The organism is Neisseria sp. P0009.S007 (assembly GCF_051962515.1).
The window spans coordinates 1-15,971 of sequence record NZ_JBQCVF010000034.1 but is presented as its reverse complement, the minus strand read 5'-3'; the positions used below and the strand labels follow the sequence as shown (position 1 = coordinate 15,971).

The 15,971-nt window shown below is 49.8% G+C and carries 13 protein-coding genes and 3 tRNA genes; 7 read left to right on the top strand and 9 right to left on the bottom strand.

The window, feature by feature from the left end; genetic code table 11:
* The first annotated feature begins 104 nt into the window (after nucleotides 1-104).
* The 3 genes from ACTHS3_RS05185 to ACTHS3_RS05175 all read left to right on the top strand — a co-directional run bounded on the left by ACTHS3_RS05185 (nucleotide 105) and on the right by ACTHS3_RS05175 (nucleotide 405).
* Nucleotides 105-181, top strand: a tRNA-Asp gene (locus ACTHS3_RS05185).
* Between the two features lie 39 nt (nucleotides 182-220).
* Nucleotides 221-296, top strand: a tRNA-Val gene (locus ACTHS3_RS05180).
* Between the two features lie 32 nt (nucleotides 297-328).
* Nucleotides 329-405: transfer RNA gene (locus tag ACTHS3_RS05175), tRNA-Asp, on the top strand.
* Between the two features lie 287 nt (nucleotides 406-692).
* On the opposite strand, the gene dacB is transcribed toward ACTHS3_RS05175, so the two are convergent.
* Together dacB and ACTHS3_RS05165 are read right to left on the bottom strand one after the other, a co-directional pair.
* Entirely contained in the window at nucleotides 693-2,105 is a 1,413-nt protein-coding gene (gene dacB / locus ACTHS3_RS05170) for a D-alanyl-D-alanine carboxypeptidase/D-alanyl-D-alanine endopeptidase (protein ID WP_049336968.1), read from the bottom strand.
* 70 nt (nucleotides 2,106-2,175) lie between these two features.
* Entirely contained in the window at nucleotides 2,176-3,603 is a 1,428-nt protein-coding gene (locus ACTHS3_RS05165; RefSeq protein ID WP_049336971.1) for an MFS transporter, read from the bottom strand.
* 136 nt (nucleotides 3,604-3,739) lie between these two features.
* Here ACTHS3_RS05165 and ACTHS3_RS05160 point away from each other — a divergent pair, with 136 nt between their 5' ends.
* From ACTHS3_RS05160 to ACTHS3_RS05150, 3 genes are all read left to right on the top strand, one after another.
* Nucleotides 3,740-4,306 (top strand): NADPH-dependent FMN reductase, encoded by a 567-nt coding sequence (locus tag ACTHS3_RS05160; protein ID WP_070587528.1) that lies wholly within the window; start codon nucleotides 3,740-3,742, stop codon nucleotides 4,304-4,306.
* A gap of 147 nt (nucleotides 4,307-4,453) precedes the next feature.
* Entirely contained in the window at nucleotides 4,454-5,131 is a 678-nt protein-coding gene (locus tag ACTHS3_RS05155; protein WP_049344268.1) for a response regulator, read from the top strand.
* A 29-nt stretch (nucleotides 5,132-5,160) separates the two neighbouring features.
* Entirely contained in the window at nucleotides 5,161-6,474 is a 1,314-nt protein-coding gene (locus ACTHS3_RS05150) for a sensor histidine kinase (protein WP_049344271.1), read from the top strand.
* A gap of 129 nt (nucleotides 6,475-6,603) precedes the next feature.
* On the opposite strand, the gene aroB is transcribed toward ACTHS3_RS05150, so the two are convergent.
* The 7 genes from aroB to pilM all read right to left on the bottom strand — a co-directional run bounded on the left by aroB (nucleotide 6,604) and on the right by pilM (nucleotide 13,450).
* Nucleotides 6,604-7,683 (bottom strand): 3-dehydroquinate synthase, encoded by a 1,080-nt coding sequence (gene aroB, locus ACTHS3_RS05145; protein WP_070503951.1) that lies wholly within the window; start codon nucleotides 7,681-7,683, stop codon nucleotides 6,604-6,606.
* A 22-nt stretch (nucleotides 7,684-7,705) separates the two neighbouring features.
* Nucleotides 7,706-8,227: a shikimate kinase gene (locus ACTHS3_RS05140; protein ID WP_083307459.1), complete on the bottom strand. Its 522-nt coding sequence runs from the start codon at nucleotides 8,225-8,227 to the stop codon at nucleotides 7,706-7,708.
* 121 nt (nucleotides 8,228-8,348) lie between these two features.
* Entirely contained in the window at nucleotides 8,349-10,481 is a 2,133-nt protein-coding gene (pilQ, locus tag ACTHS3_RS05135; RefSeq protein WP_070625184.1) for a type IV pilus secretin PilQ, read from the bottom strand.
* A 20-nt stretch (nucleotides 10,482-10,501) separates the two neighbouring features.
* Nucleotides 10,502-11,044, bottom strand: coding sequence for a pilus assembly protein PilP (locus ACTHS3_RS05130; RefSeq protein WP_049347906.1), 543 nt, complete (start codon nucleotides 11,042-11,044; stop codon nucleotides 10,502-10,504).
* 15 nt (nucleotides 11,045-11,059) lie between these two features.
* On the bottom strand, nucleotides 11,060-11,731 hold the full coding sequence (locus tag ACTHS3_RS05125; protein ID WP_070822735.1) for a type 4a pilus biogenesis protein PilO: 672 nt from the start codon (nucleotides 11,729-11,731) through the stop codon (nucleotides 11,060-11,062).
* Complete coding sequence (locus ACTHS3_RS05120; protein ID WP_070625188.1) at nucleotides 11,731-12,354, bottom strand: PilN domain-containing protein; 624 nt, start codon at nucleotides 12,352-12,354, stop codon at nucleotides 11,731-11,733. The genes ACTHS3_RS05125 and ACTHS3_RS05120 overlap by 1 nt, the downstream gene beginning before the upstream one ends.
* 4 nt (nucleotides 12,355-12,358) lie before the next feature.
* Entirely contained in the window at nucleotides 12,359-13,450 is a 1,092-nt protein-coding gene (gene pilM, locus ACTHS3_RS05115) for a type IV pilus assembly protein PilM (protein WP_371460262.1), read from the bottom strand.
* Between the two features lie 152 nt (nucleotides 13,451-13,602).
* On the opposite strand from pilM, the gene ACTHS3_RS05110 reads away from it, so the two are divergent.
* Nucleotides 13,603-15,971, top strand: a 2,369-nt coding sequence (locus tag ACTHS3_RS05110; protein ID WP_440367301.1) for a penicillin-binding protein 1A, incomplete at its 3' end; no start/stop codon positions are given.

Below are 15,971 nucleotides of genomic sequence, written 5' to 3'. Positions count from 1 at the left end.
ATTAGCTCAGTTGGTAGAGCGTCTGCCTTACAAGCAGAATGTCGGCGGTTCGACTCCGTCATCACCCACCAAGTTTCTTTTTCATTGTCTTTGACAGTGGATGCGCGGTGGTAGCTCAGTTGGTTAGAGTACCGGCCTGTCACGCCGGGGGTCGCGGGTTCGAGCCCCGTCCGCCGCGCCATTATTTAAAAATACTGATTCTTCAGTATCTCCCTTTTTTGGGTGATTAGCTCAGTTGGTAGAGCGTCTGCCTTACAAGCAGAATGTCGGCGGTTCGACTCCGTCATCACCCACCACTTTACTTTTCATTGTCCCTGACAATGGATGCGCGGTGGTAGCTCAGTTGGTTAGAGTACCGGCCTGTCACGCCGGGGGTCGCGGGTTCGAGCCCCGTCCGCCGCGCCATCAAGTTAAAAATAAAAAATACCGGTTTTTACCGGTATTTTTTTCGTCTGTACCTTATGCCTTTTCGTAAAAAGTCCGATTATTTAGACAAGAGAAGGTGGGAATAAAACTTAAAACATACGTCTTAAATACCGAAGATAAAACCATCTATCTCAAGCGGATTTACACCAAACGCTTATCCATTAAATCCCTAAATTATCCTTCAAAATAGACATAAATACTTGTCCTTCTTACACAAAGGCCGTCTGAAAACGTCAATACATTTTCAGACGGCCTTTTTTAGCTTATCAAGCCTGATACCTAATCATGCAGGAAGCCTTAGCATCAATCCAATGTTCGCCACCGGGCTGAACAATTTTAGACACCAGCTTATCCAAGTCGCGTAAATAATCGGTTGACTTTTGGCTGTTGATAATGACGACAACCAACAACGGCTTTTCGCCCAACCAATACCCAGCCAGTGCGCGGACATCTTTGAGTGTACCGGTTTTGAGGCGCAGGTTTTCACCGGGCTGTTTCAAGCGTGTTTTAAGCGTGCCGTCTTTACCGGCAATCGGCAGCGTACTGATAAACTCGTTTTTAAACGGGCTGAAGTAGGCTTTTTCCAACATTTGCGCCATCATTCGCGCATTGAGCCGTTCTACGCGGGACAGGCCTGAGCCGTTTTCCAACACCAGCCCTTCCGTATTGATACCGGCAACCGCCAGCTCACTTTTTACGATAGACGCGGCCTTGGCCTGCGCCTGCTTGTAATCAGATATATGTCCGGCAAATTTAAGGAAAACCGAACGGGCAATCAGATTATTGGAATGCTTGTTCATATCGGTGAGGATATCGGCAAGCGGTTTGGATTGATGACTCGCCAACACATGCGCGTCATGAGGCGCAGCACCTGTCGTCAGGCCGTCTGAAATCGTGCCGTCTTGTTGGCGCCATTGGTTGACAAAACTTTTGCCGACAAATTCTTTCATGCTATACATATTCAGATACAGCTCTTTGCCCAAGCAGCTTTCCGGCAGCTTGCCCGATACGGTCAGCGTATTGTTTTTATAGGAAGTCTTCATGTGGTTTTTTAAAACACTGCACTTCCCTTCTTTATTCTCAAGTGTCAATTTGTTTTGAATGTTCAGATTCGGAAGCGGCGGATTGGTACGGATGACCAAGCTTCCGTCTTCTTCTTTTTCAGCACGCAGTTCAACGGTTTTATACCCCAACATATTAGGATCGGGCGGCGTCATAAAGCTTTCGGCAGAATCGGAAGCAAAATCATCCGGATTCTTCACATCGCCCCACAGGCTGCGGTCGAGTATCAGATGTCCGTCAATATGGCGTATGCCCTTATCGCGCATCTGTTGCTGCATTTGCACCAGATCATGCTGGTCAAACACAGGATCGCCGCTCCCCACCCAATACACATTGCCTTTCAACGTATCGCCTTTGATTGGGCCGTTGGTTTTAAACTCAGTTTTCCAACGATAATCACCGCCCAACATACGAAACGCGGTAAACGCCGTTACCAGCTTCATGGTCGAAGCAGGATTGCGCAATTCATTGGCACGGTGTTCGGCAATCACGTTGCCGCTGTCCAATTCCTGCACATAAACAGAAATCTCATTTTCAGGAATACGCCCGAAATCCAAAGCCCATGACGGACAAACCGCCATCATCAGGCCGATTGATAAAATACATTTTAACTTCATTGTGTTACAAAATCTTATAAATTCTTACGAGGTGCTTAGGCCGTCTGAACGTTTCAGACGGCCTTTTTCTTTATTTCTGATGCGCTTTCAAACGTAAAGCAAACATGACGACCACAACACCGACAACCAAAGCGCAACCCATCGCCAAATGGATACCGTCCAGCATTGCCTGTTGCGGCATATCTGCGCTGGAAAGTTTCTCGCCGATATTGGTCGCACCAACAAAAAACGCCGCGCCGATGGCACCGGCAATCGGGTTGATGGTGGTCAGAATCGCCGCACCGTGCGGATTGAGCATTTTCGGCAACGCGTTCAGACCATGGGTTTCGCCGGTTACACAAGCAGACACGGAAAGCGCCAACAGCGTAAACATCGCCGTCAACATCACCACTTGCGTATCAATCCGCAAAAACAGCCACAATACCGCCAACGACACCACCAGCATCACTGTTGCCGGCAAAACGACAAAGCGTCCGCCCTTTTTGTCCAACAATTTGCCGAACAAAGGCGCGGCAACCGCTTGGGCAATACTGGCAGGCATCAGGATCAGGCCAGTTGCCGTACCGGTCAGCATCAACACTTGCTGCGTGTACATCGGCACCATCAGTTCCAAGCCCAAAAACAGGAATATCGCACCGGCCAAAATCACAACGCAATATCTGAACTGTTTGTATTCAAACGCACGAAGGTTCAACAACGGCGTAGCCAAACGGAACTGCCGGCGCGCAAACCACCCCACCAGTACAACGGAAGCAGCAAAGAGCAGGATAAATTCCAGCAGCGGCATATGGGCAAAATTACTGCTCGCATAAACCAACCCGCCGAAGCCCACAATCGACAGCACAGCCGACAACATATCAATTTTCGGACGGCTGATGTTGCTCAAATTGACCGTTAAATATTTGCCCGCCAGCACCATCGCCGCCAACATAAACGGCGCGGTAAAACCGAACAGCACGCGCCAATGCGTATGGTCGATGATGATGCCCGACAGCGTCGGCCCCATTGCAGGCGCGGCGGTAAACATCATGGTAATCACACCCATCGCCGTTCCGCGCCTGTTGGGAGGGAAAATCGACAACACACCGTTAAACAGAAGCGGGACAAAAAACGCGGCAGACACTGCCTGCACCATCCGACCGACCACCAATACGCCAAACGTCGGTGCAAACACGCAAATCAGCGATCCTGCTAAAAACGTTGCCTGCGTAAACAGCACCATTTTGCGCGTTTCAAACCATTGAATCACGCCTGCCGTAATCGGCGTAAATGCCCCCATGACCAGCAAAAAGCCCGTTGTCAGCCATTGAACCGTGGTCTTATCGACACCAAAATCCTTCATAATCGGCGTAAGCGCGACATTCAACAGCGTGTCGTTGAGATAGCCGAAAAATGCGCCGATGAATAAGGTGGCGACAATGGTTTTAGCAGGAAAGTCGGTATCGTCGGCGTAGTATTCGTGTGCCGTTTCACCCTCTTGCGAATCAGAAGCGTGCATAATAATTTGAAATATCAGCGAAACCGTTATTTTAGCATAAACCATTTTGACAGGCCGTCTGAAACCTTGACCGCTTCCCCAGATAACACTAAAATTTAGAATTGTTTTCATTTTTATTATTAAACAGGAGAAAAACATGTCAAAGAAAGTCAGCATCTTGGTCGGCAGCCTGCGTAAAGGCTCGTTCGCACGAAAAGTCGCACAAAACGTCATTCCCATGTTCCCCGAAGGCTACGAAGCGCAAATCGTCGAAATCGGCCATTTGCCTTTATACAACTTCGACTACGACGATCCTGCCGTTACCGACTTCCCCACTCCATCCAGCTATACCGAGTTCCGTGAAACCATCAAAGCCTCTGCCGGCGTATTGTTCGTGACTTCCGAAAACAACCGTACCGTCCCCGCCTGCCTGAAAAACGCCATCGACATCGGCTCCAAACCCAATGCCGATGTTGCCTGGAAAAAAACACCGGCCGGCATCATCAGCCATTCTGTCGGTAAAATGGGCGGTTATAGCGCGCAAAAAAATCTGCGCCTTGCCCTTTCGTATTTCGATATGCCATTGACCGGCCAACCGGAAGTGTTTCTCGGCAACTCGCCTACCCTGTTTGACGACAACGGCCAGCTCATCGAATCCGCGCGCGGATTTGTTCAAGGCTATATCGACCAATTGGTTGCCTTGATTGAGAAAAACCCTAAATAATCGGGATTGAAGCATACAGGCCGTCTGAAAAACGAAATTTCAGACGGCCTCATCTTTTGCAAAAAATCAGTTTTTAGACAGCTCCTAAATTTTTACTAATTGAGTGCGGTTATAATCACTGTCCACCCATCCTCACGGAGAACTTCCATGCGCGTATTATTGGTTGAAGACGATGCCATGATTGCCCAAGCCGTCAGTGCCAACCTGAAAGACACCGGCTACGCTGTCGATTGGGTCAGCCGCGGTTCGGAAGTTGCCGCAGCAGTGGCGGCGCAGGCATACGATTTGCTGCTTTTGGATTTGGGTTTGCCCGGCAAAGACGGTTTGGACGTATTGGCGCAAATCCGCAACGGCGGCTGTACCGTTCCCGTCTTAATCGTGACCGCGCGCGATGATTTGCACAGCCGCCTCAACGGCCTAGACGGCGGCGCAGACGACTACATCGTCAAACCCTTCGACATGGCGGAGCTGCAAGCCCGTATGCGCGCCGTATTGCGCCGACACGGCGGACAGGCGCAAACGCTACTAACCAACGGCATCATCATGCTCAACCCTTCCACCCATCAGGCAGAAGTGGTCGGGCAGGAACAGGCCATCATGCTCAGCAACAAAGAATTTGCCGTCCTCCAAGCCCTGCTGCTGCGTCCGGGCATGATTCTGTCGCGCAGCGATTTGGAAGACAAAATCTACGGCTGGGGCGAAGAAGTCGAAAGCAACGCCGTTGACTTCCTGATTCACGCCTTACGCAAAAAACTCGGCAAAGAAGCGATTCAAAACGTCCGCGGGGTCGGCTGGCTGGTTGCACAAAACAACCAGGCCGTCTGAAAAACCAAAACAATATCAACACACAAACCATGCAACGCCTTATCCACACTATCAAACAATCCCTGCAAGTCCGGATCAGCCTCGCCCTGATCTGTATGCTCCTGCCCCTCTCCATTCTTGCAGGCATATTTTCATATTACGATACTTATCACGAGACCCAAGAGGTTCAAGACGATCTGTTGCGCCAAGTCGCGAACTATCTCGACCCGAGCGATGCCGATGACGAGAATCACTCACTCGACAACGACAACAAGATTTCCGTTCAATTTCCCAATACGCCCAACCCCATTGTCAGCCTGCCTGAGAAGATTTCAGACGGCCTGCACACCATTCAGTCTGATGACGACGACGATTACTACCGCGTTTATACCCGCACCACCAAACAAGGCCGCATTGCCGTCATGCAGGAAAGCGACTACCGCGAAGAGCTGGCCGAAATGGCTGCCGTGCAGAGCATCCTCCCCATGCTCCTCGCCCTGCCCCTGATTATCCTGCTCACCGTCTGGATTACCCACCGCACCATGCGTTCCGTCAAAACCCTGTCCAACGATTTGGAGCTGCGCCAAATCAACGACCTCTCGCCTATGGACACGCAAGACATTCCCAGCGAAATCCAAGGCTTTGTCGTCGCCATCAACAACCTGTTGCAACGTACCGATGAAAACGTCCGCCAACAGCAACGCTTTATCGCCGATGCCGCACACGAATTGCGCAGCCCCATGACCGCCCTTTCCCTTCAGGCAGAGAGGCTCAACAATATGCAGCTGTCCGCCGAAGCGCGCGAGCAGTCCGCCCTGTTGCAACAAAGCATACAGCGCAACCGCCACCTGCTCGAGCAACTCCTCTCCCTCGCACGCGCCCAAGCGCCCGAAACCCAACGCCCCAAAACCCTGATCAGCCTGCAAAACCAGTTCCGCCGCGTCTTGCAGGAACTCATGCCGCTGGCGCTGGCCAAAGGTCAAGACATCGGCGTCGCCGTCGAAAACGACTGCCAAATCCACGCCGATGACACCGAAATCTACACCCTCATCAAAACCTTTACCGACAACGCCATCCGCTATACTCCCAAAGGCGGCCGCATCGATTTGGGCTTTGACGAAACCGCCGAATACCTCAACATCTGGGTGGAAGACAACGGCCCCGGCATTCCCCCAAGCGAACGCCAACGCGTTATCGACCCTTTCTACCGTATTCTCGGCACCGAACAACAAGGCACCGGACTTGGCCTGTCCATCGCAGACACCATTGTCAAACGCCATCAAGGCCGTCTGAAACTGGCCGACAGCCGACGCTTTGACAGCGGCTTGTTGATTATTGCCGAGTTGGATAAAAAGATGCTTTAAATAATTGACCCGCCCAAATTGGTTTATCTAGCTTTAATCCGATAAATGAAAACGTTTTAAAACCAAAGGCCGTCTGAAAATGACTTTCAGACGGCCTTTTTATATTTTGAAGCAAACCTACTTCATTCCTCACAAATACGGTTGCAAGGTTTGGCGGAGGATTTCCATATCGGTAATTTCGGTAATATTGGCTTTGCCCAAGTATTCCAAACCGACAAAACGCATGATGCCGCTGCTGACTTTTTTGTCGTGGCTCATGTGTTCAATCCATTTTTCAAAGGAGAAAACGGGCGGCGCAGACGGGAGGGAAGCGGCTTCCATTAAAGCGGCAATGCGGTCGGTGTCGGCCTGTCGGGTTTTGCCCAAGATTTGCGACAAACGGGAAGCGAGGACGCAACCGGCGGCAACGGCTTCTCCGTGCAGCCATACGCCGTAGCCCATTTCGGCTTCGATGGCATGGCCGAAAGTGTGGCCGAGATTAAGCCATGCGCGGATGCCCTGCTCGGTTTCGTCTTGGGCAACAATATCGGCCTTCATTTTGCAGCAATGGTAAACGGCTTCCGCCATTTTTTCTTGATGTTGCGCCATCAGGTCGGCCATATTTTCTTCCAACCAGGCAAAAAATTCGGCATCGCCCAATGCGCCGTATTTGATGACTTCGGCCATGCCTGCGGAAAGTTCGCGTTGCGGCAGCGTTTGCAAGGCGGTCAAATCGGCCAAAACGGCTTGCGGCTGGTAAAACGCGCCAATCATGTTTTTACCGAGCGGATGGTTGATGGCGGTTTTACCGCCGACCGAGGAATCGACCTGGCTGAGCAATGTGGTCGGTACTTGGATAAAAGGTGCGCCACGCTGATAAGTCGCCGCGGCAAAACCGACCATATCGCCTATCACGCCGCCGCCCAAAGCGATTAAAGTGGTTTTGCGTTCGGCACGGTTTTGCATCAGGCCATCGTAAATCAGGTTGAGCGTCTGCCAGTTTTTATATTCTTCGCCGTCGGGAAGGATAATGCTGAAATGCGGCACGCCCAGTCTGTCTAAGGCCGTCTGAAGCTGTTTGAGATAAAGCGGCGCAACGGTTTCGTTGGTAATAATGGCTGCTTTTTTACCTAGATAGGGCTGAAGCAGCATATCGGCCTGCTCAATCAGCTTATGCCCGATAAAGATGGGGTATTGATGGGACGGGGTTTGGACAGTCAGTGTGCGCATAGTATTCCTTTGCAAAGCGTATTTATTCGCCTAAAGCCTGTATCAGGCGTTTGAGCGTTTTGTGACAGCTGTCGGATTCGATGACGAGATGGGCGGTTTGACGGTACAGCATATCGCGTTGGTCATACAGCTCTTGCAGTTTGCCCAAAGGATTGGCAACTTGCAACAGCGGCCGGTTGCTGTCGTAACGGGTACGCTCCAGCAAGGTTTCGGGGCTGGCATGCAAATAAACAACCGTGCCGTTTTGGCACAAAATCTGTCTGTTTTCACTACGCAACACGGAGCCGCCACCGGTCGATAAAACGATGTTGCGCCGGGAAGCGAGCTTCTTCAGCATATTGGTTTCGCGGTTGCGGAAGCCTTCTTCCCCTTCCATCTCAAAAATGGTCGGAATGGATACGCCCGATGAAGTGCAGATTTCGTAGTCGCTGTCGTAAAACGGGCATTCAAACATTTGGGCAAGCTGCTTGCCCAAAGTGGTTTTGCCCGCGCCCATCAGCCCGATTAAAATTAAATTGCCGTTGATTTTTTCCATGAGGGTCATTTTATACGATATGGCGGTTTCTTGGAAAAGTTCGTGGTTTTTCAGACGGTCTGAAACGAAAGGCCGTCTGAAAACGAAAACAGGCATACCTTTGCAGATATGCCTGTTTGTCATTCTAAAATCAATAACGCAGATTGTTACCCACATTATCCATAATGCGCGGCGTGATAAAAATCAACAGCTCACGGCGGTTTTCACGCTTGCCGCGTGATTTGAACAAATTGCCGACAACAGGAATATCGCCCAAAACGGGGACTTTGTTCACTGCGTTGGTGCTTTCTTCTTCGTAAATACCGCCGACAATCAGCGTACCGCCATCTTCAACCATGGCTTGGGTATTCAAGTGTTTGGTGTTGATACACTTGGTTGTCAGAGAATCTACGGTACAGTCGATCGGGGTATCGCGATTAATCTTCACAGTCATGATGATTTGACCGTCAGGCGTAATGTTCGGCGTTACGGTCAAGCCCAAAACGGCTTTCTTGAAGGTAATCGAAGTCGCACCGCTGGAAGATGCCTCTTGGTAAGGGATTTCCGTACCAGATTCAATTTTGGCTTCTTTACGGTCTTGTGTCAGCACGCGCGGATTGGAAATGGTTTTGCTCTTACCTTGTTCTTCAGACGCGCTGATTTCCAAACCCAATGCGCCGGACGAGAACGCACGCACCAGAGCAATGCTGTTGACTGCGGCTGCGGTCGGCAGGCTGACGTTCGGATCCAAAGACCAAGTAGGATAGCCGACATCACCACGGTTAAACGAAGCATTGGTGTTATGGTTGGCTTGCGCATTGCTCCAGTTGCTGCCCCATGCCGTACGGCCGCTCGCACCACCGGAACCGAATTTAACGCCCAAATTGCGGAAGAAGGTATCTTCTGCTTCGACAATGCGCGCTTCAACCATCACTTGACGGGTCGGAACGTCCAATTCATCAATCAGTTTGCGGAATTTCTCAATCACGCCGCGGTTGTCGGTTACGATCAGCGTATTGGTGGCCGGATCGATTAAGGCGCTACCTCGGTTGCTCAACAGAGTATTGCGGGTATTGGAATTATTGCTGTCGTATTCTTCCAAACGCAAAATTTTGCGGAATTCTTCCACGTTTTTGTATTTCAACTGGAAGGTTTGAGAATACAGCGGACCCAATTCGGCAATCTCTTTTTCAGCCTGCAAGAAGGCTTTGTCTTTTGCCAACAATTCATCGCGGGGGGCGATATTGATGATATTGCCTTGACGGCGCATATCCAAATTACGCGCCTGCATGACCAAGTCCAAAGCCTGATCCCAAGGTACATCTTTCAGGGACAAAGTCATGGTGCCTTTGACGGTATCGCTGGCAACAATATTCACGCCGGACTCTTTCGCCAAAATCTGCAAAATGGTACGGACTTCTACATCTTGGAAGTCCAAAGAAATTTTACGGCCTTTAAACGATTTGTTTGCATTTTGGTTCAAGCCGCCGGATTCGGTATTGGCGACTTTAGGCGATACTTCAAATACAAAACGGCCGGAAGAGGCTTTGGTATTGATGTCCCAATTCGCATTATTGTTGCGGATAATGAGCTGGGTAGAATTGCCGATACGTTTGAGCGTAACGTTTTGTACAGGCGTATTGAAGTCAGCTACATCCAAACTGCGTTGCGCTTGTGTCGGCAGTGTATGGTTTTTCAAGGTAACAACGACGCGGTCACGTTGCTGTTTGATGTCCGGCTGTCCGCTGAAACCCGGGGCAGACAATTCAATAATGCCGGAATTGCGTGCGCCTTTGCGGAAATCGATATTGGCAGCAGAAACGGCTTGATAAGCCTGAGTAGCGCGCGCGGTAGACGGTGTAGCCGCACGTTCATTTACAACGGCCGCATTGGTTTGGTCAGTAGATTCGTTTACGAATACCCAAACTTCGTTGCCGCGAATTTCAGTATTGTATTGGCTGATTTTGTTCAAACCCAAAACCACGCGTGCGCGGTCGTTGTTTTGTGCCGCAGTAATTTGATTCAGCAAGGGGTCGGCATATTCCAAAACAGGCTGGGGCAAACGGATATTGGTGTTGGCAAAATCCAATGCAATACGCGCCGGAGTAGATGTTACAAAACCATGAGGTGTGGTGACGTCTTTGTCGAAACGGATTTTGATGATTTTTTGGTTGTCAGGCAAAGTGGAAACGTTGATATCGGTAATATTGCCTGCAAAGGCCGTCTGAACAGCGAGGGCAACGCTGAAGCCGGCAAATAATTTTGTCATGTGCTTGGTTTTCATAATCGAGTGAGACCCCTAAATTAATTTGAATTCGAACTATCTGAGCTATCGGAAGAATCTGCCTCTTTGCTGCTCAACGGCAATTCGGCCTTCCGGTACACCCAGTTGCCGTAGCTGTCTTCAACTTGCTCGGTCAGGATAATTTTATCTTCAGTAATACTTTGGATTCTGCCGTAATTCTGACCGATGTAGTTTCCGGGATAAACGGTATAAACATGGTCGTTGACTTTGATAAATCCGGAAACCTTGCCGCCGCTTTGCAGCGTTCCGACAAAAGCCATATTTTCCAAACTGAAGGCTTCCAAGGTTTCTTTCGGACGGTTTACATCCGGCGCATTACCGCCTTTAGGGGCAGTATCCAGACGGCGTGAATCAAACGCATTCAAGCCTTTAAAATTTGGAGGGTTATACGGCTTGGGCAATGTAACCGTCGGCTCTTCAAACGGAATAATCTTGGATTTCGCTTCCTGACGGGTTTGCGTCATCCATTGAGTCAAATCTTCATAGCTTTGCGTGCAGGCTGCCAAGGGAAGAAGACTTAAGAGTAAGATGATTTTTTTCATGATTTCCCTATTCTTTTATTTTTGCTCATTCTCGGCAGATTTGCCTTCTTCCTGCGCCTGTTGCGCAGCCAATTCAGCGGCAATCTCTTCAGCAGGACGGGCTTTGTAAGTCGTCGCAATCGCGCTCAGTGTCAATTCGCCTTTATTGCCTTTGCCTTCTTTATCCTCGCCTGCGTTTACGAGCTTCAAAGAATCCAGCGTAATAATGCGCGATAAATCGCCTACGTCACGGGTAAACTGGCTGATTTGAGCGTATTTGCCTGTAATAGAAATCTGATACGGCAGTTTTTGAATCGGGCCATCGTTTTCAGGTTGAAGCGGTGCAACGCTGTCCAAACGCAAGCCGTTGGTCGAACCTGCCTGATGCAGCTCTTGAATCAGGTTCGGAATTTCCGCGTCGGTCGGCAATTGTTTCAACAAAACGTCGAATGCAGAACGAATCGAAGCCAATTCGGCCTTCAAATTGTTTAAACTTGCGGCCTGAATGCTTTTACGCGTAAAGGTTTCCTTCAGCTCATCTTCTTTGGCTTCCTGCGTATTCAAAGTTTCAATCTGATCTTTAAATACGCCGACGTAGCCCAAAGCCAACATACCAACAATCAATAAACCTGCCAGCAAAAGTTTTGAAGGCATATTGAGCAGGTACAGGTTTTGTACGTCCAATTGTTTTAGGTTTTTAGATGCCATTATTGAGCCTCCGGAGCAGGTTCGGCCACAGGTTCGGCCACTTCACCGCTGCTTTGGGCAGTCGGTGCAGGAGCCGGCGTACTCACCTGGTTGATTGAAGATTTCAAAGTAAATTCTTGGTAGTTATCTACTTTTTTAATGCTCAACAATTCAGGCTGCAAGAAAATACCTGTACTCGGCAGGGAGCGCATCATAACGGCAATTTTATTGTCGCTGATGGCATGGCCGCTGATTTTATAGCTGGTCGGGCTTTCGGCTTCCAATGCGGTCAAATAAGTATTATCGGGCGTAAGCGTATTCAAAGAATCAAGGATATAGGCCGCTTGATAGCGTTTTTCCTGCAATTCTTCCACTTTCAGCTTTTTAGCCAAGAAGGCTTCTTTTTCTTGCTGAAGTTTATCGATTTCGCCCAATTCCCTATCGAGTCGGTCGATTTCGGTTTGCAGGAAGTTGTTGCGCCCTTCTTGATTGCTGATGGCGTTGTCAATACCGAGATAGGTTGCGGCCGCCAAGCCCAAACCCACGGCAAAAGAGCCAAGCATCAATACTTTGAATTGCTGCTGCTTGCGCTGTTTAATCTCTTCCCGATACGGGAGAAGGTTGATTCTGGTTAATTCAATCATGTTCTCAAAGTCCCCTTAATGCCAATCCGAACGCCAAGGTCAGTGACGGCGCATCAATTTGAAGCTGCGGCAATTCTACTTTTGCACTGCGTTCCACATATGAAATCGGATGCAGATATTCTGTTGCCGTATTGGTTTGCGAGAAAATGCTTTCCGCCAAACCTGCCTGCTGCGCAGTAAAGCCGGTCAGCAGGATGTGTTTGATATTAGAGAAGGAATCAGTGGCTTGCGTGGTATAGTAAAATTGCAAAACACGCTGAACTTCTTGTGCAACCTGCACATTAAAACGGTCGGCAATCTGAGACTGGTAGTCGGAAGGCTTGTTTTGGGAAGCCATCATTTGTGCGGCTTTTTCTTCAGTTACCTGATAAGTACGCTGAATCAGCTGATTGAGCTGCTCTGTACTGACCGGCGTTTCTTGTTTGTAGAGGATACGGCCGTTTTGCAGGATCAGGGCATACATTTGCGTCGCATGAATGCCAAACACGGCAACTTTTTCATCTGCCATTTCGGGAGCATGCGTATTCATCCAATGAACAAAGGCATTGCGTTGCGCCAGCAAGTCTAAATCCAAAGCGGACAAAGGCAAGCCCGCATTCTCAAACATTTCAATGCGTGGCTCGACATCGTCTTTTTTGGCGGCAACAGCTAAAACATGCTGGCCTGAACCGACTTCTTCGGCTTGAAAGTCGTAGTTCATTTCTTCAATAGGCGCAAATTGGCCGACTTCCGCTTCGACAAACTCTTCCAAGTCCAAATCGGTATCACGCGGGTTGTAAATAATTTGCTCGACTGTCGCCAAATTTTGTGGCACGGCCGCAACAATATTTTTGCAAGAACTGCGTAATTGTGTGTAAGTATGTTGGATGTAAGTAGCAAGCTGATCGTAGTCTTGAATTTTGTTGCCTTTGACAATATTTTTAGGCAATTTGGTAATAACGTATTTTTCCAGCTGAATTTGGTTTAAACTACGGCCTGTCAGTTGTACCATCTTAATGGCATGTTGGCTGATATCGACACCGATGGCAGAGCGGTTGTTCAATCCACTAGAAGCCTTGCCTGTTTTGGTATCTTTCGTGCTTTTAAATAAGCGCATGATTTGACTTCCCTGTATCATTTAGGAGTGAGTAACTGTTTCGTTATCCGTAAAGGACTTCTTATTCTTTGCACAGTATTAACTGTGGCTGATAGAAATCGTTTCCCATTTTACTTTATTTATCGCCATTAATGGCAAATTATTACTTAGTCATGATTAAAAAGATTATAACGACCTGCCTGGGTCTCTTATTGGGACTGGCTCTTTTCGGCGTGGGGCTGATTGCAATTGCAATTTTGGTCACCTATCCGAAACTGCCGTCTTTGGACACTTTACAACACTACAAACCCAAAATGCCGCTGACGATTTATTCTTCAGACGGCCAAGTGATTGGCGTTTACGGCGAGCAACGGCGTGAATTCACCAAAATCGGTGACTTTCCCAAAGTTTTGAAAAATGCCGTGATTGCCGCCGAAGACAAACGCTTCTACGACCACTGGGGCGTGGACGTTTGGGGTGTGGCGCGCGCCGCGATCGGCAACGTCATGGCCGGCGGCGTCCAATCCGGTGCCAGTACGATTACGCAACAGGTTGCTAAAAACTTCTACCTGAGCAGCGAGCGTTCGTTCACCCGTAAATTCAACGAAGCCCTGTTGGCCTACAAAATCGAGCAGTCTTTGAGCAAAGACAAGATTTTGGAGCTGTACTTCAACCAAATCTATTTGGGTCAACGCGCTTATGGTTTTGCATCTGCAGCCCAAATTTATTTCAACAAAAATGTTAACGAGTTAACATTGGCCGAAGCCGCCATGTTGGCCGGCTTGCCCAAAGCCCCTTCCGCCTACAATCCGATTGTAAATCCTGAACGCGCCAAACTGCGTCAGGCTTATATTCTGAACAATATGCTGGAAGAAGGCATGATTACCCTGCAGCAACGCGATCAGGCTTTGAAAGAAGAGTTGCATTACGAGCGTTTTGTACAAAACATCGATCAAAGCGCCCTGTACGTTGCCGAAATGGTGCGTCAAGAGCTGTTTGAGAAATACGGCGAAGATGCCTACACTCAAGGCTTCAAGGTATATACCACCGTCGACACCGCACACCAGCGCGTGGCCACCGAGGCCCTGCGTAAAGTCCTGCGCAATTTCGACCGCGGCAGCAGCTACCGCGGTGCAGAAAACTACATCGACCTGAGCAAAAGCGACAACGTAGAAGAAACCGTCAGCCAATACCTTTCTACACTTTACACCGTCGATAAAATGATTCCGGCGGTTGTATTGGAAGCCTCCCGCAAAGGTGTACAGATTCAATTGCCGAGCGGCCGTAAAGTCACGCTGAACAGCCACGCTTTAGGCTTTGCCGCCCGTGCCGTCAACAACGAAAAAATGGGTGATGACCGCATCCGTCGCGGCTCCGTCATTCGCGTTAAAGGCAGCGGCGATACCTTTACCGTCGTTCAAGAGCCTTTGTTGCAAGGCGCATTGGTGTCTTTAGATGCGAAAACCGGTGCAGTCCGTGCATTGGTCGGCGGCTATGACTACCACAGCAAAACCTTCAACCGCGCAACTCAAGCCATGCGCCAACCCGGCTCGACGTTCAAACCGTTCGTTTATTCCGCCGCTTTGGCAAAAGGCATGACTGCTTCCACCATGATTAACGATGCGCCGATTTCCCTGCCGGGCAAAGGTGCTAACGGTAAAGCGTGGAACCCGAAAAATTCAGACGGCCGCTATTCCGGTTACATCACGCTGCGCCAGGCTTTGACCGCGTCAAAAAACATGGTGTCCATCCGCATCCTGATGTCTATCGGTATCGGTTACGCGCAACAATACATCCAACGCTTCGGCTTCAAGCCATCTGAAATTCCTGCCAGCCTGTCTATGGCTTTGGGTACAGGCGAAACCACGCCGTTGCGTATTGCAGAAGGTTACAGCGTCTTTGCCAACGGCGGTTACAAAGTGTCCGCCCACGTCATCGACAAAATCTACGATAGCCAAGGCCGTCTGAGAGCGCAAATGCAACCTTTGGTAGCCGGTGAAAACGCACCTCAGGCCATTGACCCGCGCAACGCCTACATCATGTACAAAATCATGCAAGACGTTGTCCGTGTTGGTACCGCACGCGGTGCAGCCGCACTTGGCCGCGCCGACATCGCCGGTAAAACCGGTACTACCAACGACAACAAAGACGCATGGTTTGTCGGCTTCAACCCTAGCGTTGTAACTGCCGTCTATATCGGCTTTGACAAACCGCGCAGCATGGGTCGTGCAGGTTACGGTGGTACAATCGCCGTACCGGTATGGGTAGAATACATGCGCTTTGCCCTGAAAGGCACCAGTGTCAAACCGATGAAAGCACCTGAAGGCGTGGTTGCAAACGGCGGCGAAGTGTACATGCGCGAACGCATGACCACCAGCTCCGACCTGGCCTTGGACAACAGTGGCGTTGCACCACGTCCCGCTCAACCTGCCCGTCGCGCGGTTCCGAATGAAAACCGCCGCCGCACCGAGAGCGGCAATGCGCCAGCCCGTGAAGAATCAGACGAAACCCCAGTTCTGCCAAGCAATACCGGCAACAATAA